General features: G+C 33.3%; 23 protein-coding genes. 12 read left to right on the top strand and 11 right to left on the bottom strand.

Annotated features, from left to right (window positions below; translation table 11 throughout):
- Nucleotides 1-180 precede the first annotated feature (180 nt).
- From cobA to ACN4EE_RS15690, 3 genes are all read left to right on the top strand, one after another.
- Nucleotides 181-912, top strand: coding sequence for a uroporphyrinogen-III C-methyltransferase (gene cobA / locus ACN4EE_RS15680; RefSeq protein WP_431707400.1), 732 nt, complete (start codon nt 181-183; stop codon nt 910-912).
- Between the two features lie 93 nt (nt 913-1005).
- On the top strand, nt 1006-2346 hold the full coding sequence (locus tag ACN4EE_RS15685) for a cytochrome c biogenesis protein (RefSeq protein ID WP_431707401.1): 1341 nt from the start codon (nt 1006-1008) through the stop codon (nt 2344-2346).
- Nucleotides 2347-2483: 137 nt separating this feature from the next.
- The gene (locus ACN4EE_RS15690) at nt 2484-2822 is read left to right on the top strand and encodes a rhodanese-like domain-containing protein (protein WP_431707402.1); all 339 of its coding nucleotides are present in this window, start codon (nt 2484-2486) and stop codon (nt 2820-2822) included.
- A 41-nt stretch (nt 2823-2863) separates the two neighbouring features.
- Here ACN4EE_RS15690 and ACN4EE_RS15695 read toward each other — a convergent pair whose 3' ends face one another.
- The gene (locus ACN4EE_RS15695; RefSeq protein ID WP_431707403.1) at nt 2864-3064 is read right to left on the bottom strand and encodes a hypothetical protein; all 201 of its coding nucleotides are present in this window, start codon (nt 3062-3064) and stop codon (nt 2864-2866) included.
- A 75-nt stretch (nt 3065-3139) separates the two neighbouring features.
- Between ACN4EE_RS15695 and ACN4EE_RS15700 the strand changes: the two genes are divergently transcribed.
- The 4 genes from ACN4EE_RS15700 to ACN4EE_RS15715 all read left to right on the top strand — a co-directional run bounded on the left by ACN4EE_RS15700 (nt 3140) and on the right by ACN4EE_RS15715 (nt 6290).
- A complete protein-coding gene (locus tag ACN4EE_RS15700; RefSeq protein ID WP_431707404.1) occupies nt 3140-3538 on the top strand; it encodes a universal stress protein in 399 nt (132 codons plus the stop codon).
- 101 nt (nt 3539-3639) lie between these two features.
- Nucleotides 3640-4518: a 4-hydroxybenzoate solanesyltransferase gene (locus ACN4EE_RS15705; RefSeq protein ID WP_431707405.1), complete on the top strand. Its 879-nt coding sequence runs from the start codon at nt 3640-3642 to the stop codon at nt 4516-4518.
- 268 nt (nt 4519-4786) lie between these two features.
- On the top strand, nt 4787-5530 hold the full coding sequence (locus ACN4EE_RS15710; RefSeq protein WP_431707406.1) for a pantothenate kinase: 744 nt from the start codon (nt 4787-4789) through the stop codon (nt 5528-5530).
- Nucleotides 5531-5711: 181 nt separating this feature from the next.
- Entirely contained in the window at nt 5712-6290 is a 579-nt protein-coding gene (locus tag ACN4EE_RS15715) for an NAD(P)H-dependent oxidoreductase (RefSeq protein ID WP_431707407.1), read from the top strand.
- A gap of 199 nt (nt 6291-6489) precedes the next feature.
- Here the strand turns inward: ACN4EE_RS15715 and ACN4EE_RS15720 are convergent, their stop codons facing one another.
- From ACN4EE_RS15720 to ACN4EE_RS15740, 5 genes are all read right to left on the bottom strand, one after another.
- Nucleotides 6490-8217 carry an ABC transporter ATP-binding protein gene (locus ACN4EE_RS15720; protein WP_431707408.1) on the bottom strand — a complete coding sequence of 576 codons (1728 nt, stop codon included), beginning with the start codon at nt 8215-8217 and terminating at the stop codon, nt 6490-6492.
- A 94-nt stretch (nt 8218-8311) separates the two neighbouring features.
- On the bottom strand, nt 8312-9484 hold the full coding sequence (locus tag ACN4EE_RS15725; protein WP_431707409.1) for a glycosyltransferase: 1173 nt from the start codon (nt 9482-9484) through the stop codon (nt 8312-8314).
- 4 nt (nt 9485-9488) lie between these two features.
- Nucleotides 9489-9854 (bottom strand): hypothetical protein, encoded by a 366-nt coding sequence (locus ACN4EE_RS15730; RefSeq protein ID WP_431707410.1) that lies wholly within the window; start codon nt 9852-9854, stop codon nt 9489-9491.
- A gap of 145 nt (nt 9855-9999) precedes the next feature.
- The gene (chlP, locus tag ACN4EE_RS15735) at nt 10000-11223 is read right to left on the bottom strand and encodes a geranylgeranyl reductase (RefSeq protein WP_431707411.1); all 1224 of its coding nucleotides are present in this window, start codon (nt 11221-11223) and stop codon (nt 10000-10002) included.
- 205 nt (nt 11224-11428) lie between these two features.
- Nucleotides 11429-11962 carry an alpha/beta hydrolase gene (locus tag ACN4EE_RS15740; protein WP_431707412.1) on the bottom strand — a complete coding sequence of 178 codons (534 nt, stop codon included), beginning with the start codon at nt 11960-11962 and terminating at the stop codon, nt 11429-11431.
- 200 nt (nt 11963-12162) lie between these two features.
- On the opposite strand from ACN4EE_RS15740, the gene ACN4EE_RS15745 reads away from it, so the two are divergent.
- Nucleotides 12163-13464 (top strand): hypothetical protein, encoded by a 1302-nt coding sequence (locus ACN4EE_RS15745; protein ID WP_431707413.1) that lies wholly within the window; start codon nt 12163-12165, stop codon nt 13462-13464.
- 100 nt (nt 13465-13564) lie between these two features.
- Here the strand turns inward: ACN4EE_RS15745 and ACN4EE_RS15750 are convergent, their stop codons facing one another.
- Complete coding sequence (locus ACN4EE_RS15750) at nt 13565-14698, bottom strand: 5-(carboxyamino)imidazole ribonucleotide synthase (RefSeq protein ID WP_431707414.1); 1134 nt, start codon at nt 14696-14698, stop codon at nt 13565-13567.
- Between the two features lie 188 nt (nt 14699-14886).
- Here ACN4EE_RS15750 and ACN4EE_RS15755 point away from each other — a divergent pair, with 188 nt between their 5' ends.
- Complete coding sequence (locus tag ACN4EE_RS15755; RefSeq protein ID WP_431707415.1) at nt 14887-15129, top strand: UPF0175 family protein; 243 nt, start codon at nt 14887-14889, stop codon at nt 15127-15129.
- Nucleotides 15130-15224: 95 nt separating this feature from the next.
- Here the strand turns inward: ACN4EE_RS15755 and ACN4EE_RS15760 are convergent, their stop codons facing one another.
- Nucleotides 15225-16031: a hypothetical protein gene (locus tag ACN4EE_RS15760; protein WP_431707416.1), complete on the bottom strand. Its 807-nt coding sequence runs from the start codon at nt 16029-16031 to the stop codon at nt 15225-15227.
- Between the two features lie 108 nt (nt 16032-16139).
- Nucleotides 16140-16370, bottom strand: a complete 231-nt coding sequence (locus ACN4EE_RS15765; protein WP_431707417.1) for a hypothetical protein — start codon at nt 16368-16370, stop codon at nt 16140-16142.
- Between the two features lie 208 nt (nt 16371-16578).
- Between ACN4EE_RS15765 and ACN4EE_RS15770 the strand changes: the two genes are divergently transcribed.
- From ACN4EE_RS15770 to ACN4EE_RS15780, 3 genes are all read left to right on the top strand, one after another.
- Complete coding sequence (locus tag ACN4EE_RS15770; RefSeq protein WP_431707418.1) at nt 16579-16935, top strand: iron-sulfur cluster assembly accessory protein; 357 nt, start codon at nt 16579-16581, stop codon at nt 16933-16935.
- Between the two features lie 78 nt (nt 16936-17013).
- Nucleotides 17014-17412, top strand: a complete 399-nt coding sequence (locus ACN4EE_RS15775) for a hypothetical protein (protein ID WP_431707419.1) — start codon at nt 17014-17016, stop codon at nt 17410-17412.
- Between the two features lie 233 nt (nt 17413-17645).
- On the top strand, nt 17646-21089 hold the full coding sequence (locus tag ACN4EE_RS15780) for an ATP-binding protein (RefSeq protein ID WP_431707420.1): 3444 nt from the start codon (nt 17646-17648) through the stop codon (nt 21087-21089).
- Nucleotides 21090-21251: 162 nt separating this feature from the next.
- Here the strand turns inward: ACN4EE_RS15780 and ACN4EE_RS15785 are convergent, their stop codons facing one another.
- Together ACN4EE_RS15785 and ACN4EE_RS15790 are read right to left on the bottom strand one after the other, a co-directional pair.
- Nucleotides 21252-22151: an FTR1 family iron permease gene (locus tag ACN4EE_RS15785; RefSeq protein WP_431707422.1), complete on the bottom strand. Its 900-nt coding sequence runs from the start codon at nt 22149-22151 to the stop codon at nt 21252-21254.
- A gap of 16 nt (nt 22152-22167) precedes the next feature.
- Nucleotides 22168-22464: a hypothetical protein gene (locus tag ACN4EE_RS15790; protein WP_431707421.1), complete on the bottom strand. Its 297-nt coding sequence runs from the start codon at nt 22462-22464 to the stop codon at nt 22168-22170.
- Nucleotides 22465-22668 lie beyond the last annotated feature (204 nt).

Here is a 22668-nt window from a genome sequence, read left to right on the forward strand (position 1 = left end):
TTGTGGACTTGTCTGTAAGGCTAGTGCCGTCCTGTGAAGCAGAAACTCTTAATTGCGAAGTTAAGAAGCCAACATCTGTACCGTTAGGTCAGTGTGGGAGATGTCACTAGATTTGACTACAGTTAGGGTAAGGCAATATACTTTATGATATTCAAAGTTTAATAAAATCTAAAAGAGTGCGTGGGTAAAGTTTATTTAGTAGGAGCAGGACCCGGAGACCCCGGATTGTTGACAATTAAAGGAAAAACGTTGCTAGAATTAGCAGATGTGGTGATTTATGATGCTTTGGTTAGTAAAGAAATTTTGGCGATGATTAGCCCTTATGCTGAAAAAATTAACGCAGGAAAACGGCGAGGTAATCATTCTCTATTGCAAAGTGATACTACTCAATTATTGATCGAAAAAGCAAAGGATCATGCTGTTGTGGTGAGATTGAAAGGCGGTGATCCTTTTGTGTTTGGGCGTGGTGGGGAAGAAATGTTCGATTTGGTGCAAGAAGGTATTGAAGTGGAAGTCGTGCCGGGCATCACTGCGGGAATTGCCGCTCCTGCTTATGCTCAAATTCCTGTTACCCATCGGGATTATAGTTCTTCGGTCACTTTTGTAACAGGACATGAGTCAGCAGGAAAATACCGCCCTGAAGTGAACTGGAGTGCCGTTGCCCACGGTTCGGAAACCATCGTAATCTATATGGGGATTCATAATTTAAGTTATATTGTCTCTCAGTTATTGTCGGCGGGATTGACGGGTGAAACGGAAATTGCCTTAATTCGTTGGGGTACAAGACCAGAACAGGAGGAGTTATATGGTAATTTAGGTAATATCGTCGATCGAGTTGAAAAAAGCGGTTTTACTGCCCCTGCTATTGCCATTATTGGTAAAGTGGTAGGTTTTCGACAACAGATCAAATAGTTTACACTTAATTTATCATCCAAATCATTGAGATTGCTTCGTACCTCACAATGACAGATAAAATATAAAATATCGTAAAATAAATAACAATATATGAGTTTATCTAATACTAGGGAAAATGTATCTATTTCTGATGTCATAAATCTCTTTTTTCGTAAGTTAGTAAGTACGATCGCTGATTTACGTTTAGCGATTATTCTCTTATTAGTAATTGCATTTTTTAGTATTAGCGGTACTGTAATTGAACAAAATCAACCCGTTAATTATTATCAAGAAAACTATCCCGAAAGTCCTGCTTTATTTGGGTTTTTAACATGGCAAGTTCTTCTTTTGATCGGACTTAATCATGTTTATACAACATGGTGGTATTTAAGCATTTTAGTTCTGTTTGGAAGTAGTTTGATTGCCTGTACTTTTAGAAGACAATTACCAGCGTTAAAAGCGACTCAAGTATGGAAATTTTATGAGCAACCAAGACAGTTTAATAAACTAGCTTTAAGTGCTGAAATTACCACAGAATCTTTAACAAAAATTAATACAATTTTACAGGAAAAAGGTTATAAAGTTTATCAAAATGATAACTCTTTATATGCTCAAAAAGGCATTAGTGGACGCATCGGTCCTATTATTGTTCATATTGGTATGATTGTGGTTTTATTGGGCGCAATTTGGGGGGCTTTTACGGGATTTTTTGCTCAAGAAATGATCCAAAGTGGTGAAACTTTTACGATTCAAAATTTCTTAGAAGCGGGTAAATTTACAAACTTAAATCATGCTCAATCTTTTGATGTTAAAGTTAATAATTTTTGGATCAAATACACTGAAGATGGCTCTGTAGATCAATTTTATTCTGATTTATCAGTACTTAATAAGACAGGAGAAGAACTCGATCGAAAAACTATTTTTGTTAATCAACCTTTACGGTATAATGGTATAACTTTTTATCAAACTAATTGGGGGATTTCAGGGGTAAAAATTCAGTTAAATAATAGCCCTATTTTTCAATTACCTATGGCAGAATTAACTAATGAGAGAAAAGGGCGTATTTGGGGAACTTGGATTCCGACAAAACCAGATTTAAGTGAAGGAATTTCTTTGATTACCAAAGATTTACAGGGAACGATGTTTCTCTATGATATGAATGGTAAATTAATCAGTGCCGTGCGTCCTAATATGCCAGTACAAGTTAATGGCGTTACTCTGAAAGTGTTAGAATTAATCGGCTCTACTGGTTTACAAATTAAAGCTGATCCGGGTGTACCTTTAGTTTATCTTGGTTTTGCTCTTTTGATGATCGGTGTGGTGATGAGTTATGTATCTTTTTCTCAAATTTGGGCATTACAACAGGACGATCGATATTTTATCGGCGGTAAAACGAATCGGGCGCAGGTTGCTTTTGAAAAAGAAATGTATCAGGTATTAGAGAAAATCTAAATTATTAGACATCTGGGAGAAAAACAGGCAAGATGCCTGTTCTACGGTGGTAAAATTATAAATATTTTTCCCCTTTGTTTAAGGGATTCGGGGGATAACAATTAATTATTTTAAGCAATTTAAACAATCAAAAAAAGATGAATATTACCAGTATTAATGTCGAAGAATTAGCAGTTATTTTAAGCGAAGAAAATCCCGATATACAATTTGTCGATGTCAGGGAAGAAACCGAAGCTCAAATTGCTTTTTTACCCCCTTTTAAGTTGTTGCCTTTAAGTCAATATGAACAGTGGGGAAAACACATTCAAAATATATTGAATCCTGACTTAGAAACCATCGTTATGTGCCATCATGGAATTCGATCGATGAATATGTGTCAATGGCTTATCAGTCAAGGATTTAGCAATGTTAAAAATGTCTCAGGAGGAATTAATGCTTATGCGGTTTATATTGATACTTCTATTCCTCGTTATTAGCAATGAGATAAAATTTAGCCTAAACCGCCGATAAAATCAGATTAAAAATCATCGGGAATTATCCATTTGGGAGGTTCACTTATTTTCTTTAATCTGGCAATTTCTGCCATTTCGAGGATTTTATCAAGGGAAGTATTTTGAATAAATTGAGAAGTTTCAGCTACAAATTCTTGATTTGGACATTCTTCCCCTAAAATACAGCCGTTAACACATTCCACTTGACAATTTACGGTTTTAGTCATAAAAACTCCTTTAATAATGGATAATAGATAATTATGGATGATAAATTATTTATTCTATTTGGTTAGGTAAGTATTATGTTTAAAAATATTCTTTTTCCCATCGATCAAAGTCGAGAAACTAGAGATGCAGTTTCGATCGTTAGTAATGTTGTTAAAACATACAATAGTCGATTGTTTTTACTCTCGGTAGTCGAAAAATCTACGGAAGATGATCCTATCATGAGTGATGAAGATACTGTAGCCCAACTTTTAGCAGGAGCAAAAGATTTATTTAGCCAAGAAAATATTAACGCAGAAATTATCGAAAGGGAAGGTATGGCTTCTTTTGTCATTTGTGACGTGGCTGACGAAGTATCCGCAGATTTAATTATTATGGGATGTCGAGGTTTAGGCTTAACTCAAGAAGGGGTTGAAGATAGTGTCACAAATCGAGTGATTAATCTTGCCCCCTGCCCCGTGTTAGTTGTACCTTAAAGGTTTTAGACTTTGAGAGATTGCTTCGTACCTCGCAATGACAGAATATAAATATAAAATAGAGACTTAAAAAACCTTATTAACATATTTTTTTTGATAACATGATTTCTTCCACTGAAGTTAATTCTCCCTCTGTGATGCAAAGTATTATTAAATTATTGCGTTGGGATAAACCAGCCGGGCGACTGATTTTAATGATTCCTGCTCTCTGGGCGGTGTTTTTTGCCAGTATGGGGCATCCTCCCCTGTTACTGGTGGGTATTATCATCTTAGGAAGTTTAGCCACTAGTGCGGCAGGATGTGTAATTAATGATTTATGGGATCGAAACATCGATAATCAGGTGGAAAGAACAAAAAGTCGCCCTCTGGCTTCCCGGGCTTTGTCTGTGAAAGTGGGTATTATCGTTTTTATCGTGAGTTTAGGATGTGCCGCCGTGTTGGCTTTTTATCTTAATACCCTTAGTTTTTGGCTTTGTGTAGCTTCTGTGCCTGTTATTATTTGTTACCCTTTGGCTAAGAGGGTTTTTCCTGTACCTCAGTTAGTGTTATCTATTGCTTGGGGTTTTGCGGTGTTAATTAGCTGGAGTGCTGTTACTGGTAGTCTGGATTTTAATACTTGGGTGCTGTGGGGAGCGACTATTACTTGGACGATGGGCTTTGATACTGTCTATGCTATGGCAGATAAGTCCGATGATCTCAAAGTAGGCATTAATTCCAGTGCCATATTTTTTGGAGATTCGGCAGGGGAGGTAGTGGGTTTATTTTTTGCTCTCACTGCTGGTTTATTTGCTTATTTAGGCTCGGCAAATGGTTTTAACTTCATTTTTGGGGTGACATGGTTAATTTCAGTAATTTTGTGGGTAGGGCAGTATGTGGCGTTAAGAAAATCGAATGAGGAATATGTTAATTATGGTGAAATATTTGGTCAAAATGTTTCGATCGGTTTTATTTTATTGTTAGGTATTATTTTTGGTAATTAAGAATGAGGAGTTAGGAATTAGGAGTTAGGAGTTAGGAGTTAGGAATGAGGAGTTAGAAATTAGGAATTAGGAATTAATGGTGTTAAGAATTAGGAATTAATGGTGTTAATCAATAATTCGCCGTGTAATAAATTACACGTCTAATAGTTTCTCGTTCAATAAATTGAACTCTAAATTTTTCAGGTCGTTAATATTATTAGTTATTCACTATGAACTATTCATTATAAACTATTTACTATTCACTATTCACTATAAACTATTCACTGCTGTGAAAAATTGGTTAGGTTTAATTATTGGCAATTCTCGACTTCATTGGTGTTATTTTGAAGACGACACAATATGTGGCACATGGAATACTCCCCAAGTTGAATCTTTGGGGGAGTTACCTCTTGTGGTCGATCGAACCTTACATTCTTATATAGCCAAAAAAATACCTTTATATATTGCGTCTGTCGTGCCATCGGCAACCAAAATTTATCTGTCTTTGTCTCAAACAAGGATTATCAATCCCAAGGCGATTCCTTTACAAGATGTTTATGTTACTATGGGGGTCGATCGAATTTTAACCCTTTGGGGTGCAGGATGTCATTATGGTTTTCCTTGTTTAGTGGTGGATAGTGGTACAGCGTTGACGTTTACGGGTGCTGATGGTGATAAAAAATTGGTTGGCGGTGCAATTTTACCCGGAGTGAGATTACAGTTACAAACTTTGTTTTTCAATACGGCGGCTTTACCTGAAATTGAAATTATTGAGGAAATAACCCCCCGTTGGGCAAAAAATACCCCCTCTGCTATTCAAAGCGGTGTCATTTATTCGATCGTATCAGGCATTAAGGATTTTAGTCAAGATTGGTTAAGACAATATCCAGACAGTAAAATCATTTTAACGGGAGGAGATGCTGTTTTGTTAGGACAATATTTAGATGCCATTTTTCCTGAAATTACGGATAAAATTATTGTGAACACTGATTTAATTTTTCTAGGAATTAAAGAATATGTCAAGTATGAGTAATATCAGGTTCGATTAAATAGTTATAGTAAAATCTCACGCAAAGGTGCAAAGTCGCTAAGAAGTTCGCAAATTTTTATTATAAGTGATCATCCGAATTTGATATAAGCTAGTTTACATTTCTGTATTTTCTTGCTTCTCCCTAATACTTAACCATCATCACAATTAATTAAACAATAGAGCAATGAAAAAAACACTGATTATCAACGGACATCCAGATAAGGTAAGTTTCTGTTTTGCACTAGCAGAAAGCTACAAAAAAGGGGCAGATTCAACGGGGGCAGATTGCAAATTGGTGCATCTCATTGATCTAGATTTCAATCCCATTTTGACTTTTGGATACAGAAAAGTAAGCGAGTTAGAGCCTGATTTGGTAAAAATGCAACGAGAAATCTTGGAAGCAGATCATTTAGTTTTTGTTTATCCTAATTGGTGGACAACTTTTCCTGCTCTTCTAAAAGGCTTTATTGATAGAGTTTTTGTGCCTGGTTTTGCCTTTAAATATCGTGAAAATTCACCATTTTGGGATAAATTATTGGAGGGAAAAACCGCAAGACTTATTATAACAATGGATACACCTAAATGGTATTATTACTTAATGAATAAAAACGCAGGACACAATGCAATGAAGATTGGCGTATTGGAATTTTGCGGTATAAAACCCGTAAAAATTACCTCATTTACTCCAGTAAAATCATCTGACGAAGTAAAAAGAAAACAATGGTTAGCTGAAGTGGAACAGTTAGGGAAAGAGCAAAAATAAAAAGGCTCTCCTACAGTAGTTATGCAAAATTAATAGAAAATAATCGATATAAACTCTAATTTATAAGGTTTGGACGATTTTAAAAATGGAATTGTTATAAAAAATCAATTTTGTTAGACTCGATCGCGCAGCTCCACCTTTGGCGATCGAATACTCAGTCAAGATTCTAAGAGTTTTTCTTCAACAGTCAGCAACTCCATTAATCGTTTAATTGTTGAGCATGAAAACGAGCATATTTACCCTGTTTTGCTAACAATTCCTCATGAGTGCCAGATTCAATAATCTCTCCTTCTTCTAATACTAATATTCTTGTCGCTTTTCTGACGGTGGCTAGTCGGTGAGCAATTACAAATACAGTACGCTCTTGCATAATACGCTCAAGAGCTTCTTGTACTAATGCTTCCGATTCTGAGTCTAAGGCGGATGTTGCTTCATCCAGTATCAATATTTGTGGATTAGAAAAAATTGCCCTTGCGATGGCGATGCGTTGTCGTTGCCCTCCTGAAAGGCTTACTCCTCTTTCTCCAACATAAGTATAATACCCTTGAGTTAATGTGCTGATAAATTGATGGGCGTTGGCTATTTTTCCTGCTTTTTCTACTTCTTGAATGTCGAAATTTTTACAACCAAATGCAATATTTTCGGCGATCGAACCTGAAAAAATGTTAGTATCTTGGGGTACAATTCCCATTTGTTTTCTAAGACTTTTTATAGTGGTATTTTGAATATCAATATTATCAATTAAAATTTCTCCTGAAGAAACATCATAAAAACGCAATAATAAGTTAACTAAAGTACTTTTACCCGCTCCAGATGAACCAACTAAGGCAATTACTTCACCTTTTTTTGCCGTTAAATTGATATTTTTTAAGACTAATTTATCGTTATCATAACCAAAATTAACGTTTTTATATTCCACTAATCCATTAACATTTGACAACTCAATAGCGTCTGTTTTTTCGGTAATTAAAGGTTCAATTTCTAACAACTCATAAACTCGCTCGATCGATGCCTGACCTTGTTTAAATTCATTATAATTATTAGTAGTAACAGTAATAGGATCAATTAATAAGGCTACGGCGGCAATATAACTAACAAAATCTGTGCCTGTCATGTTGTTTAAAGAGATTTGCCATGCACCTAAAAAGAATAAAAAAATGATGCTCATGGCTTCTAAAAAACCAACCACTACAAATTGTAGAGCTTTTATTTTTTCGGCGGCTAATTTACTTTTGCGATTATTTTCTGCTTCTAAGACAAATCGATCGATCTCATATTGTTCTGCGGTAAATGCTTGAACTAATCTAATACCAGAAAAAACCTCAGTAATCAATGCTGATAAATTTGATACCCTTGCTTGGCTTTTTCTTGTCAAATTTAATAGCTTATCTCCAAACCAAGTTACTAAAACTGCCATTAAAGGAGCAACAATAAAAGTTGCGATGGTTAACTGCCAATTGACATAAACCATATAGCCTAATACCACAATTAATTGTAAAATACTAGGGATAAATTGCTGAAAAAATTTATTAATAACTTCTCCAATTCGATCGACATCTTCCGTTAAACGATAAGATAAATCTCCCGTTTTTGTGGCTTCAAAATAATTTAAACTTAACTTTTGTAAATGAGCATAAACCAATTTACGCAAATCAAGGGTAATTTTCAGTGCGGCTTTTGCCATGAACGTATCTTGTCCGTATTGTACTGTACCTCGTACAAAGAAGACAACGGCGGCGACTCCAGCAAAAGAGATGATTGAATTTATATCTCCTCTACCGACATATTCTGCCATACGTCCTGCCAACCATGCTAAGATAGGCCAGAAGATGGTAAAACCGATGGTAAAAAGAAAGGCGATGATGATAGTTTGTCTTTCTTGACGAAGATAGGGTAATAAATAGCTAGTTTTTGGCGGTAATTTCAAAACGATTAATTTAATTATGAATAGATAATGATCATAATAATAATATTGCGCAGAGGGAACTTCTCAGCAATCTTAATCACCTTAATTTTTACCATTAATTTTTGTTGATAATTTGTTGATAGATTGAGATTAAGTTACAAGCTATTTTATCCCATGTATAATTATTAAAGATAAATTCTTTCGATCGATCGCTTTTTTCCTTTAATTCTTGAGGATTCTTTAAGATGTTTTCTATAGTCGATGCAATAGAGTTAATATCTAAATTAGTCACAAAACCTAAATCGTTTTCTGCTACTATACTGGATAAAGCAACACCTTCGGTAACAATGACAGGTAAACCCACTGCTAAGGCTTCTAAAACCGCAATACCAAAATTTTCTGAATAGGAAGTTAAAGCAAATAAATCTGAACCCTGTAATAATATATCCTTTAATTCCCCTTCCACAAAACCTGTCCAAATTACTTTTTCTAACATTTTATTTTGTTGGATTAATTCTTTGATTTTTTGTTCATAATATTCATTTCCACTACCTGCAATAACAAAACAAAAATTTTGATTGACTTGACTTAATGCAGTAACTAATAAATCTAAACCTTTTTTTTCATGGATTCTTGATAAAAATAAAATAATGGGAATTTCATTAGGTATTTGATAATAATTATGCAATTTTTCTCTAGGATTATTAATTATTTGGGGCAGATTTAAACCCAAAGGTAAAACAAAACTTTGATATTTTAAATTAAGTTTTTCAGCTTCTTTTTCTTCTTGTTTAGCGGTGAAATGAACTAATTTACTTCCCTCTAAATTAGCCTTTTCTATTAATTGAAAATAAACTTGTTTTTTTTGGGCTTTTTGAGTTAATGACCAAGTACATAATTGCCCTAAAGGTCTAACAATATAAGGTATTTTTTGTTGACGTGCGATCGACATTGCTATAGTAGAAGCATAGGAAAAAATAGCATGAACATGAATTAAATCATAATCTTTAATATGTTTAATTAGCCAGGTAGTTAAATCCCTTGAAAAAGCAAATTCTCTGATACTATTAATAGGAGGAGAAAAACGAGAAAAAAAGATAATTGGTATTCCTTGATAGTTGATTTTTTGATTGAGAGGAACATCTAATAAATTAGCACCATTATCATTAGTCGTGACTATTTTTACATCAATATTTTGCTCTATTAAGGCTCTTACCATTTCTAATATAGCTTTACTAGGTCCACCTCTAACAGTCGCAACGGAGGGGATAACATGAAGAATTTTCATAAAACTATGGATTAGGAAAAAAGACAAATTTACCGATAAAAGTAAGTAATCCTGTCACTAACACTCCCACCATACCTAAAAATCCCAAGGTTAAAGTATTTAAGCGACTATTGACTTCATCAAAGCGTTTATCCACACTATCAAAACGTTTGTCCACACTATCAAAACGTTTGTCCACACTATCAAGACGTTGGATGATTTGTTGATTTTCAGTTTTTAGTTTTTCAACATCTATCTTGACTTCAGTTAATTTCGTTTCCAAATTGGCAATTTTTTCATCTAATTTATCAATTTTTGCGTCTAACTTATCCATTTTACTATCTAGTTTATTGAGTACGTCCACTAGACTTATTTCGATCGTTTGTGTCATGGCATTAATTATATGTATAGGGGGCTTTTTTATCTTATCAAAAAATGCAGTTCGATCGTTACTATGTAGTTAAGCAAAACCAGTATTTTTGCCAAATTTTAACAATATTTGCCCAGATGGGTGGGCATTGCCCACCCTACAAAATTTAAGGTGCTAAAGCGTTTCCTCTTAAGAGGCTTCCGATCGTCTTAGCAGTAATCTTCATTTGTACAAAGGGATTGCTAGGCACAACGGTTTTATATAAGTAGCTATCGAAGGTGATTTTTTGCACATCAATATCAGAACACATTTCCACAAAGGCTTCACGAGTAGCATCACTACGATAGAAAACTCTTTGCAGAATATCTAACACAAGGTAGGTAGCACCGTATTGTTTATCCCAACGTTTGAGGTAGGTTTTCAAATCTGCTTCACTAGGCACTTTTTGACCATTATTACTGGTTTCCACAATCACTTCTGCACACATTCTGGCAGATTTAGCGGCGAAGTAAATACCTTCTCCTGAAGACTTAGTAACTGTACCTGCGGCATCTCCCACTAAGGCAACTCTCCCGACTACACGACGAGGACGGGGGTGTTCAGGAATGGGGTGAGCTTCAACTTTGATGATTTCGCCTCCTTCTAAGCGTTTAGCCGCACGTTGACGGATACCTGCTTGTAAATCTTTGATCATGGCTTGATTGACTTTCATTGTACCAGTACCGACAGCAACGTGGTCATATTTAGGGAATACCCAAGCATAAAAGTCAGGGGAAACATCGTTTCCAACGTACATTTCTGCTAAGTCTTCATAGTATGCCATTTTGTCTTCAGGTAATTTGATTCTTTCTTGGAAAGCAATGGCGTAGTTATAATCTCCTGCATCAATGGCTTTGGCAATACGGGAGTTTGCACCGTCTGCACCAATGACGAGATCAACTTTTAAGGTTTTCATTTCCCCTTGAGCAGTACCGTTAGAATGATCTGCATAGTGAAGGGTATAAGCCTCTTTATCGTTGTTGGGAATGTCTAATTGATATACAGTACCGTTAATTAAATTTGCCCCTAATTTCGCCGCTCGATCGCGCATGAAGCCGTCTAACACTTCTCTACGACACATTCCGATATATTCGTCATCTTTGAGAGTTTGACCAATATTAACTTCGATGTTCGAGGGTGAAATCATTTTCATTTTACGCACTCTTCGATCGATAATTTCGGGGGGTAAATCAAATTCACTCACCATACAAAGAGGAATCGCACCACCACAAGGTTTAGCGTTATCTAATTTTCTTTCAAAAATATAGGTTTCAATTCCAGCTTTGGCTAAAACTTCGGCGGCGGAAGAACCGGCAGGTCCTCCTCCTACTACTGCTACCCTAATTGTCACGATCGTTTCTCCTAAAATTCTTTAAATCAGTTATTGATTATAAATTGCATATACATAAAAATTTACGATAAAACGGGTTTCTCTCCAAACAAAAATTTTTTTTCGCAACAGTCCTTAACAAAGTAAGTAATATTTATTCATATTCTTTGATTATTCTCTATAGTTATGATAAAAAACAGTGAATAGTAATTTCAACAGTTTTCACTTATTTATTTCTTTTGGGTAAGGGAAGACTTCCCAAGATACTGTCTATTTGATTGTAAATTTCCATTAATCGATCGCCGTTAATGTGGACTTCTTCTGTAGGATAGTTTTGAGCAACTTCCATGATGCTAATGTTATTATCTTTCAAAGCAGAAGTTACGATCGCGCCCCGTAAAGATTCCTTACTTGCCCTTTGACTGGGAGTAGTAATGACTTCGGCAAATATATTCAAAACCATACCACCAAGGGGATGATTTAACATTTTTGACAACATAACTCCATCGACAGGAATTTTGCGACAGAGGGCATTTCTTACATTATCCTGTTTTTGATTAGCCAATCGTAAGTAAGAAGCTAAAGCCGATGATACCTCTCCCGTTTCGCACAAATTAGTTAAATCCGCTACGGGGATGGAAGGGCGCAACATACTATATCTTAAAACAATGGTTTCTGCCCCAGTTGCTTTTTGGAAAGGATAGAACACAAAACCAATTAAAATAGAGATGATAAGATAGTAACGAGTTAAATAAAACATAAAATATAATTATAGAAGTTGTTTTAGTGTACTTAGATTGACGTAAATCCTCACAAAAAGTTCAATAGTGAATAGGTGGATAGAGAGAGAAAGTTGGGTATTAGGATGTTAGGGTATTAGGGTATTGGGGAGTAATTATTGCTTGTTGCATGAGTGGCTTTCTTAATTCTTAATTCTTAATTCTTAATTCTTAATTGCTTATGAATACTCCAAATACTGCTATTATGCAGTCGATCGAACAACTAAATTATCGAGTTACAGTGGGAGATGTTGCCACTAAGTCTGGATTAGATTTAAACATTGTGCAGAAAGAATTGTTAAAATTAGCAGAGGATACCAACGGTAATTTACAAGTTGCTGATACGGGAGATATAGCTTATTTATTTCCCAAAAATTTTCGCAGTATTTTAAATAATAAATATTGGCAATTAAGATTTAAACAATGGTTAGATAAAACATGGCAAATAATCTTTTATTTGATTAGAATATCCTTTGGTATTTTATTAGTATCTTCGATCGTGTTAATGTTGATTGCGATCGTCGTGATAGTAGTCGCTGTCAATAGTAAAGGAGATGATAATAATAATAATTCTAGTCGTAGAGGAGGAGGAGGATTTTTCTTCTTTCCCCGCTTTTGGTTTTCCCCTGATATATTTTGGATATTTACCCCTGATTATCAACAAAAACGTTATCAAAGGCAACTTAGCAATTCAGCCGAAAATGAGCTTAATTTTTTAGAATCTATTTATTCTTTTCTTTTTGGAGACGGAAATCCTAATCCCTATTTGGAAGATAAACGCTGGCGAAATATAACCACAGTAATTGAAAATAATAATGGTGCAGTTATAGCAGAACAATTAGCCCCTTATTTAGATAATATTAACGATTATAATGAAGGGGATGAAGGTTATGTTTTACCCGTGTTAACCCGTTTTAATGGTTATCCCGAAGTATCAGAAAAAGGAGAAATTATCTATTATTTTCCAGAGTTGCAAGTAAAAGCAGAAGCAAGAAAAAAAGCATCTATTTCCCCTTATCTTAAAGAAAATTTATGGACATTTAGTTTAGCATCTAGTAGTCAAAAAGTATTAGCTATTGTTTTAGGTGCAGTTAATATTGTATTGGCTTTAATATTAGGTTCATTATTAACCCCAGAAATAGCTCAAGAAATTGGCGGTTTTATCTTATTTATGGAGTTTCTTTATCCATTATTATTAACCTACGCTATCAGCTATTTTACTATTCCTTTAATCCGTTATTTTTGGTTGCAAAATCGCAATAATAAAATTCAAGAAAGAAATTATTATAGAGAACAAAAAGCAAATATATTAAATTCTAGTAAACAATTAGAGTTAAAAATTAATTATGCTCAAAAATTTGCTAATCAAACTATTATTAGTCAAGAAAATTTAGCTTATTCTACAGAAAAAGATTTATTAGATCAACAATTAGAACTTAAAGATAAAATAGATGAAGAATGGCGTAAAAGACTTGGAGAATAAATAGGGGGTGCTGAAAAAGTATTTTGATGAGGGTAGGTATCAGGTGTCAGGTTAAAGAATGAAAAATCAAGGTTTTAGACGAGGTGAACACTTGTCACTCCTAGTCATACCAAAGGGATTCGATTTGTTGCACGATCGATCTACCCTTTTCCTCAATTTTTTCGGGAGTATCTTCATCTAATAACATAGTAACATGACCTAATTTTCGCCCTATGCGAGATTCCTTTTTACCGTACCAATGGACAAAAGCTCCCATTTTCGCTATTTTATCTCTTTTTTCTTGATAGTCACTATGGGCATTCTCAAAACCTAAAAGGTTTACCATTACCGCCCCCGATGATTTTAAGGTGACATCACCTAGTTTTTTCCCCGTCACCGCTTGTAATTGCATGGCAAATTGAGAGGTAACACAAGCATCTAAAGTGTAATGTCCAGAATTATGGGTACGCGGTGCAGTTTCATTCACAAGAATTGTGCCGTTTTCATGCAAAAATAGTTCGATGCCCAACACCCCAACATAGTCTAAACTGGTTAATAGTTTCTCCACGATCGAACTGATGGTTTCTTGTTGAGAAGGGGTTAAGATAGTAGGGGCGATTACCCAACGACAGACTTGATTTTGCTGATAGGTTTGCACTACGGGATATATTTTTATCTCTCCTGACGCACTACGAGTGCCAATAACTGCTAATTCTCGATCGAACGGGATAAATTCTTCAATTAAGAGGGGAATACCGTCAAATTTGGGCAAAATAGCCGTTAATTCTGAGGGTGACTTAATAATAATCGTACCTTGTCCATCGTAACCGTGACGACGGGCTTTTAACACTAAAGGATAGGAAAAATCATCAAAATCCGTCAAAGATTCATAAGCCTTGAAATGGGGTACAGGTAAACCTTGACTTTGTAAAAAACATCTTTGCTCATACTTGTCTAACAAAGGAGATAAACTCGATAAACGAGGATAAAAACACACCCCCTTATCCGCTAATTTTTGCAACTCTACTAAATCAACAAATTCATTCTCAAAGGTGATGACATCGCAATATTGAGCCAACTCTGCCGTCACCTGTGCATTATCGATCGAACCCAAAATAGTTTTTGTGGCTAAAGACACCGCCGAATCAGAAAAAGAAGGCGTTTGTACCAATAAATCGATATTTTCCTGCGGTGCAACCTGTGCCATCATCCATGCTAATTGCCCTCCTCCTATTACCCCTACTTTCTTATTCATTCTTTTAGATCACTAAAAAACTTGCACAATATATTCTATCAATTTTTGGAATAAAACAAAGTTAAGCAAGGATGTAACGAGTATTTAATGCAGACTAATCCCGAAGCAGTAGAATCCAAGCCGTGTATCGAGAATTTTGAGGCATAATTAATAACAAGTGTTTAAGTATTTAATGACAAAATGTAGCTATGACCATTCTAATCTCAGATGATATTATTCGGGCAACAAAAATGACAGAAAGCGAATTAAAGCTAGAAATAGCTATTATGCTTTTTGAAAAAGATAAAATTAGTATTGGTAAAGCTCGTCGTCTAGCAGAAATGAATGTAATGGAATTTCAAAAAGAATTGGCTCAACGTAATATTTATATTCATTATGATGTCGCTGAATTAGAAGAAGATATTAAAAAGATAACTGGGTTGGGTTATTAGGAGTTTTATTAGAGGCTAAATTACATAATAGGATGTAGATAAGTCGATCACATCTTCCATAAAAATAAGTACAATAACTGTTTAACTTTTAGGATTTAAACGTCAAATTTATACCTAATGCTACCAGAATTTTCATCTAATTCAACGGTACAAAGTTGATTAATTTCAGCTTCTTTTAAAAGACTATCTACAGTTTTAATATCAAGTTTTAATTCACTAATGATTTCGGCTTTACTTAGTATTTTCTTCTTATTTTTTGCTAATTCCAGTAAATTAAATAAATCGGAATGATTTTTTTGTCTTTCAATTATATTATCTTGATTATTTTTATTTGTTTTACCAAAAAAAGCATAAAATCCTAATACACTAGAAATTATAAGAAGATTAAACAAAAAACTTGTACTTAAACTAAGGACTATCGGAGTTATTCCATCAGTAAAAAACTGACTCAATAAACCGCTTAAAACAATGCTAATTCCTAAAGAAATAAAACTAATTGTACTAGCAAACCATCCCAATAAACTTCCAGAAATTATTCCGAAAATAATCATAAAAACTTGAAAAATAAAAGGTATTTCTAAAGCAAAAGTTATATTATTTCCTGTATTCATCCATGATTGAGTAACCATTGAGATCAGAAAAAAAGCGTATATTGCTCCCAAAATACCGCTAATTAAAGTGTTAATGAGTTTAATATTCCAATTATGTTTATTATAATCATCAATAATTAATTTGGAACTAAACAAAGAAAAAGGAGAAGTAAGAATTGGTGTAATTAATGAGGCAAAAACATAACTCGATGCAGTAGTATTGGCTAGTATTGCATTGACATTGAATAGATTAGCAATGAGAAATAATCCTGCACTAAATAAAAGAAGTAATCCAATTAAACGACGTCTCATAAAATATATAGAACTCAACGAAAAGTAATTATAGTAATATTTTTACTACTGATAAACAATATATATCATCGCTATCAAATAAGCGATCATTTGTTAATTAACATAACTTTATATATCATTTCTAATGTCACGCCAATGTTTAACTTCACCCTCTTTTATTTCTTGATTTGCCTTTTCAAAAGCAGATTTAAAGTTTGGAATATTTATTAATTCTTCCGTGGCATCCATAGTTTCTTGACTATCTAAATTTTGAACAAAATCTGCTACTATTGTCAATTTTTCTGGAGATAATTTATCAATATATTCTTTTAATTTACTACGAGTTTGAATTGTGTTCATGTTTCACCTTTTATATAACTCTAATTTTATTATAGATTATTTTAACTATTCCTTTTTCCCTACCATCATCAGTAAACTTAAATGCAAACTAACTTATGCTTAATATTACAATATTTTATGAGTCTAAAGTACTGTCATTAAACTTAGATGCGTTCTAAGTTAGAATAAAAATAGCAATCAATTTAGTAATACTCATTCAACAAAGTTTATGACACAAGCAGTAATGTCTAATAACGGTATTCAATTAACAGAAAACGCTCTCAAACACGTTTTAATGTTAAGACAACAACAAGGAAACGAAAATCTCTGTTTGCGGGTAGGAGTTAGACAAGGCGGTTGTTCTGGAATGTCTTACTTGATGGATTTTGAAAACCTCAATAATGTTACCGAACACGATGAAGTATTTGACTATGAAGGTTTTAAATTAGTGTGCGATCGAAAAAGTCTATTATATTTATATGGATTAGTCTTGGATTATAGTAACGCTATGATTGGAGGCGGTTTTCAATTCACTAACCCCAACGCCAATCAAACCTGCGGTTGCGGTAAATCCTTCGCCGCCTAATAATAAATAGGTAATAAGTAATAGGTAATTTTTAATTCTTCATTCTGCATTTTTAATTATTAATTCTTCATTCTTACGATGATATTTCCTTTTTATGCGAAAAAACCTGAAAGAAAAAAAATAGAAACTCCGATTTTAAATAAGGATATTCAACCCAAAAAACCTCAAACTCCAAAATTTAAAATCCCCTACCATTTTCAAAAAAATAGTATTATTACCTATTCTCAATCTCAGATAAAAAAAGAGCTTAAAAAATACCCTGGATTATTAAAAACTTTAGGTCATGCTTATCAATATGAAATCATTTTTATCAATGAAGATCAAGAAAAACAATATTGGTTTTGCCGTAATTTAGAAACGATGATGCCTTTACTGAAATACTTAAAAGAAAAAAATTGGACTGTAGATTGGCATGAAAAACCCTTTATTCTTAAAGACTCTCCTTTAACTTATACTCCACGTCATCAATGGTATTAAAGTTATTAATATTTATTAAGAAAAAAGATATTTTGTAACCATTGTCTCACTATTCATCGTAGAATGTGATATTAAGATAAATCAAAATTTTCTTCCATCAGAGTTTACGCAGTTTGAATAATCAAGTGTCATTGCTAGGTATATCAACAGTCCCCCAATGTGATTTTTCGTTGCGTAAGTTTTGTCGATAAAAGAGTTGATTTTGTTTTGATAAATATTATTTGATAAATAAAATGCTATACACACAAGACGTTATTACACAATCGATCGAACTAAGTAATAATCCTTGGAATATTTTATTTGTTGGGCAAAATCATCGTCTTTGTGAGCAGTTAAAAAAATACTGTGAAAATATCTTTTTTCGTCATCGTTATTGTTATTTATTAGAAACAACAAATACTGCCGATACAGAAAATATTTGTTTAGATAATATTCCCATACCAGTAATTTTTTTAATAATTAAAAGTGTCAAAGATTTTCATTTTTCTTTTTCCAAACAATTAAGCAGTGAAATAAATTTTCCTCTACCTAAAATAATTGTTTTATTTTCAGAGAAACATCATTTATGGAAAGAAAAAATTATAGATAATGACAACTTTTTTGATTACATAGAAATAGAAAAACTAGATTTTAATGTCATAGAAAATAAAACCATAACAGCGTTAAAAAGCTATCAAAATGAGATAAAAAAATTAAACTATAAACACCATGATATTGAAAACAAATATAGTAACTATGGAGGAGATTTTTGGCAAAAACTCTTATATGTATTTCCCATGGCTTTATTTATAAAAAATGTGAAAATAGATAATATTAATAGACAATTTTTCTGGAAACAAACTAGCAAAATTTTATTTGGTATTAACGAGGAAAAACAAATTAATAATAACGCTTTTAAACTCTTTTCTATGATGGTAGAAAACATTGAAGAAGGTATTTGTATTTTTTCTGAAAAAGGCAATGTTTGTTTCGTTAATCAAGCACTAATTAATATACTAGGTTGTAAAGAAAAAGAGCTTAAAGGAAAATCTTGGCTAAAGTTTTTAAAAAAACATATCAAAAATAAAAAATTTTTAATAGAAAATTATCAATCTTGGCAACAGTTAGAATGTGAATTTTTAAGAGATGATGGTAAAAGTATTTACTTAATAATTTCCTCTAATCCTATTTATGATGAGGAAACAAAATATATGGGAAACTTAGCAATTTTAACAGAGATAAAAAATATACAAAAAATGGGTGACAATCTTTTAAATAGTGAACGGCAATTACAAGAAATAACAGCATTAGTACCTGGTATGGTTTTTCAATTTGGATGTGATTTTCAAGGAAAATTTTTTTTAACTTTTGCTAGTAAAGCAGTTAAAGATATTTTTGAATTTACTCCCGAAGAAGTTATCCAAGATGTAAATAAAATTTTTGATCTTATCGATCGAAATCAATTACCAGAATTTTATCAAGTAATTGAGTTATCCCGTCAATATTTAACGGAATTTCACTATGATTATCAAATTAAAACTCCTAGTGGCCGACATAAGTATATTAGAGTTAATTCTCTCCCTCAAAAATTGCTCGATGGTAGTGTAATTTGGAATGGTATTGCCATTGATATTACGATCGAGAAACAAAGAGAAATGGCTTTGAGGGAAAATGCCTTATTACAACGTGCCATTAATTCTATCATGCGCAAAATGCGAGAGAGTATCGATTTTCAAGTCATTTGTGATACTACCACTGCTGAAGTGAGAAATCTTTTAGATTGCGATCGAGTTGCAGTGTATAAATTCAATATCCAATGGGGGGGAGAATTTGTTTCGGAAAATGCAAAATCCGGGTTAATTTCCTTAGTGGATAATAGCGTAAAAAGAGTGTGGAATGATACTTATTTACAAAATCACGAAGGGGGGAGGTATCGTCAAGGAGAAAGTTTTTGCATGAATGATATAAACTTAGCGAATTTTGCACCATGCCATTTAGAATTATATCAACAATTTGAAGTTCAATCTTTTTGTATAGTTCCTATTTTTTGTGGTAACGAATTATGGGGGTTATTAAGTACTTATAATAACTATGTTTTTTCTTGGCAACCACGTCATATAAATTTATTAAGAAAAATCTCTACTCAATTAGGTATTGCTATCGAACAAGCGGAATTATTTTTACAAATAAAAAGACAATCTCAAGAATTAAAAATAGCTAAAGAAGCGGCAGAAATGGCAAATATTTCTAAAAGTGAATTTCTCGCAAATATGAGTCATGAAATCCGTACTCCCATGAATGCTATTTTAGGATTTTCTAATTTACTGCAAGATTTAATTAGTGATAATAGAGCAAAAAGTTATCTTAATTGTATAACTTCTAGCGGTGAAACTTTAATGGCATTAATTAACGATATTTTAGATTTATCTAAGATTGAAGCAGGAAAAATGCCTATTCAATATGAACCCGTTAATCTGATCAACTTATTGCAAGAAGTAGTTAATATTTTTTATCTCAAAGCCCAAGAAAAATCTCTCACATTACTATTAGAAACTCAAGAGTATTCTCCAGAAATTATCATTTTTGATGAAGTAAGATTAAGACAAATTTTGTTTAACTTAATTGGTAATGCTATCAAGTTTACTGATAAAGGATATGTCAAAATAATTGTTGGTAATAGTGCTAATTTTGATCCTAGTATTTCAAGCTGTGGTTTTTACATTTCGATCGAAGACACCGGTATAGGCATTATGACAGAAGAAATCGATCGTATATTTGAATCCTTCACTCAACAAGACGGACAAAGTACTCGTAAGTACGGAGGTACTGGATTAGGATTAGCCATAACCAAGAAATTAGTTACCATGCTCAATGGTACGATAACTGTAGAAAGCGAGGTAAACCTAGGGAGTAAATTTACAGTAGAATTTGCCACCGTTGCCTGTAGCCTTGTGCAAAAAGAAAAGCCCATAATGATATTAGATCATAACTTAGATCAATTCAGCCCCAGTCAAATATTAATTGTCGATGATATTCCATCCAATTTAGAGTTGATGGAGGCTTATTTTGTCGGCACATCCCATCAATTAATTTTTGCTCACAATGGTAGGGAAGCCATAGAAAAAGCCATACAATACCTTCCTGATGTTATCTTATTAGACCTAAAAATGCCCGACATAAATGGTAAAAGTGCCATAGAATTATTGCACAGTAGTGAAGTTACTAAAAAAATTCCGATTATTGTGGTGACAGCCTCTATAAATGCTGATGAGAAAAAAGAATTAGAAAACGTTGTGCAAGGCTTATTATTTAAACCAATTAATCGTCATAATTTAGTCACAGAATTACAAAAAGTGCTGGTATCAGAAGATAAAATTACTCTTAATAGTTCGATCGATTCTTTAGATAATAGCAACAATTTAACCAGTGAAAATAACAAAGACCTGTTAGACTTAATTACGATATTAGAAGATGAATATATGGAACAGTGGCATAAAATTCAGCAAACAAAAATTACTTCTAAAATCAGAAAATTTGCTCAAAATTTAGAACAAGAAGCCCTCAAATATAAGAGCAAAATTTTATTAGATTATGCGTTAATTTTAGAAGATCAAATAAATTGTTTTGAACTAGAATTATTAGAGAAAACTTTAAATAATTTTCCCGATATTATTCAACAAATAATTTTATCTTGTTAAACAGGGTTTTTTCAAAGTCGGGGTAAAATTGCATTTCGATATAAAAATAGGTGAGGGCTGACTTGGAAGACTCCGAAGACAGGCAGATTGTATTTCTGGTGAATGAATAAAATTCTCTCTGTCTAGTTTTCATCATTTTCTTTATGTCGAACTGAGGTAGTGTTAGGTTTTTTTTGGATTAAGACTTGAAAAATAGAGCTTTCCAACTATACCTAAAAATAAAAAATAAGCGATTAATTGTCCTAAATAAATTTGCTCTCGATAGCCAAATAAAGTTTTCAATAAAATACCGGGGAATTGACTATCAGGTAAAAAATTACTAGCATTCCATATCTTTATCCCCAATAAACATGAACCTCGATCAAATAAACATATATCCTGATAATTAGTATTTATTTGACTTAAAATAACCATTGCACCATCAAAGTTTTTCAAGGCACTGATAATTAAACCAGCTACTATTAATAAGAGGAAAATTCCCATTACTTGAAAGAATAAACGAATATTGATTTTAATTCCCCAATAAAATAATGACCATCCCATTAAACTTGCTAAAATTAAACCTACGATCGAACCTACAATACTACTAATGTAATCTTCTTGAAATTGAACAGTAATAAATAAAACCGTTTCAAAACCTTCCCGTAAAACAGCGATAAAAACTAATAAAAAAATCCCTTTTCCTGCATTATCATTACTTAAAGCAGTATTAACAGCGCCTTCCACTTCCCCCTTTAGAGATTTAGCCTGTTTACTCATCCACAATAACATCCAACTCAACATCGACACCGCAATAAGGGCAAATACAGCGTTAAGTATTTGTTTGATAAAAGGGGCATAATAATATTGACTGGTTTCGAGACTTTGTAAACTTTGCCACAGAAGTAAACCTACGGAGATACTAGCGATAATACCTGCGATGACTCCAGAGGAAATCCTATGATAATATTCTTGTTTTTGGGCTTTTTGTAAACAAGCAAATACAATTCCTACTACCAAAGAGGCTTCAAAACCTTCTCTTAAGGTAATAATAAAAGTCGGTAAAGCGTTACTTATATCAATCATAATAATTAACAATTTAAAATATTTCTCCTCGTCTCCTCGTCTCCTCGTCTTCGACTATTTTCCCATCCCAAAAACTACCATCATATCGTCTTAAAGGACGTACAGAACGAATTTTGACATCAATTCCCGTGGGTTGAAATAACAATTCTCTTGCCTTCGTAAACGCATAAACGCCAGGGGATGAAGAATCATAGGGGATGATTTCACCAAATACCTGATAATCTCCGGGGTGTTTCGTACGATAAGCCACTGTAACTTGATTACTGAAAGCCCTTGACAATTTATGATCTTTAATATAAAGTAACATCATTCGATCGTCGATAGGGTGATAATCTTTTGGGATAAAAGACCATAAAGGAGCTACTCGAAAAGCTGATTTTGTGAGAAAATAACAACTGGTATCGATAAAATTCTCAGGATGATTGACACTCCCACGACTGAAGTACGTGGGATTCTTGGTTCATAGAGGTTGCTTACCCTGACAGGTATTGCTACCAATCAAAATAGAGGCATC

Source organism: Geminocystis sp. CENA526 (assembly GCF_050753365.1).
GTDB lineage: Bacteria > Cyanobacteriota > Cyanobacteriia > Cyanobacteriales > Cyanobacteriaceae > Geminocystis.

Coding starts and splice junctions, on each gene's coding strand:
- ACN4EE_RS15685 (WP_431707401.1), top strand. CDS start 1,006: ATGAGTTTATCTAATACTAGGGAAAATGTATCTATTTCTGATGTCATA.
- ACN4EE_RS15690 (WP_431707402.1), top strand. CDS start 2,484: ATGAATATTACCAGTATTAATGTCGAAGAATTAGCAGTTATTTTAAGC.
- ACN4EE_RS15695 (WP_431707403.1), bottom strand. CDS start 3,064: ATGACTAAAACCGTAAATTGTCAAGTGGAATGTGTTAACGGCTGTATT.
- ACN4EE_RS15700 (WP_431707404.1), top strand. CDS start 3,140: ATGTTTAAAAATATTCTTTTTCCCATCGATCAAAGTCGAGAAACTAGA.
- ACN4EE_RS15705 (WP_431707405.1), top strand. CDS start 3,640: ATGATTTCTTCCACTGAAGTTAATTCTCCCTCTGTGATGCAAAGTATT.
- ACN4EE_RS15715 (WP_431707407.1), top strand. CDS start 5,712: ATGAAAAAAACACTGATTATCAACGGACATCCAGATAAGGTAAGTTTC.
- ACN4EE_RS15725 (WP_431707409.1), bottom strand. CDS start 9,484: ATGAAAATTCTTCATGTTATCCCCTCCGTTGCGACTGTTAGAGGTGGA.
- ACN4EE_RS15730 (WP_431707410.1), bottom strand. CDS start 9,854: ATGACACAAACGATCGAAATAAGTCTAGTGGACGTACTCAATAAACTA.
- ACN4EE_RS15740 (WP_431707412.1), bottom strand. CDS start 11,962: ATGTTTTATTTAACTCGTTACTATCTTATCATCTCTATTTTAATTGGT.
- ACN4EE_RS15745 (WP_431707413.1), top strand. CDS start 12,163: ATGAATACTCCAAATACTGCTATTATGCAGTCGATCGAACAACTAAAT.
- ACN4EE_RS15750 (WP_431707414.1), bottom strand. CDS start 14,698: ATGAATAAGAAAGTAGGGGTAATAGGAGGAGGGCAATTAGCATGGATG.
- ACN4EE_RS15755 (WP_431707415.1), top strand. CDS start 14,887: ATGACCATTCTAATCTCAGATGATATTATTCGGGCAACAAAAATGACA.
- ACN4EE_RS15760 (WP_431707416.1), bottom strand. CDS start 16,031: ATGAGACGTCGTTTAATTGGATTACTTCTTTTATTTAGTGCAGGATTA.
- ACN4EE_RS15765 (WP_431707417.1), bottom strand. CDS start 16,370: ATGAACACAATTCAAACTCGTAGTAAATTAAAAGAATATATTGATAAA.
- ACN4EE_RS15770 (WP_431707418.1), top strand. CDS start 16,579: ATGACACAAGCAGTAATGTCTAATAACGGTATTCAATTAACAGAAAAC.
- ACN4EE_RS15775 (WP_431707419.1), top strand. CDS start 17,014: ATGATATTTCCTTTTTATGCGAAAAAACCTGAAAGAAAAAAAATAGAA.
- ACN4EE_RS15780 (WP_431707420.1), top strand. CDS start 17,646: ATGCTATACACACAAGACGTTATTACACAATCGATCGAACTAAGTAAT.
- ACN4EE_RS15790 (WP_431707421.1), bottom strand. CDS start 22,464: ATGATGTTACTTTATATTAAAGATCATAAATTGTCAAGGGCTTTCAGT.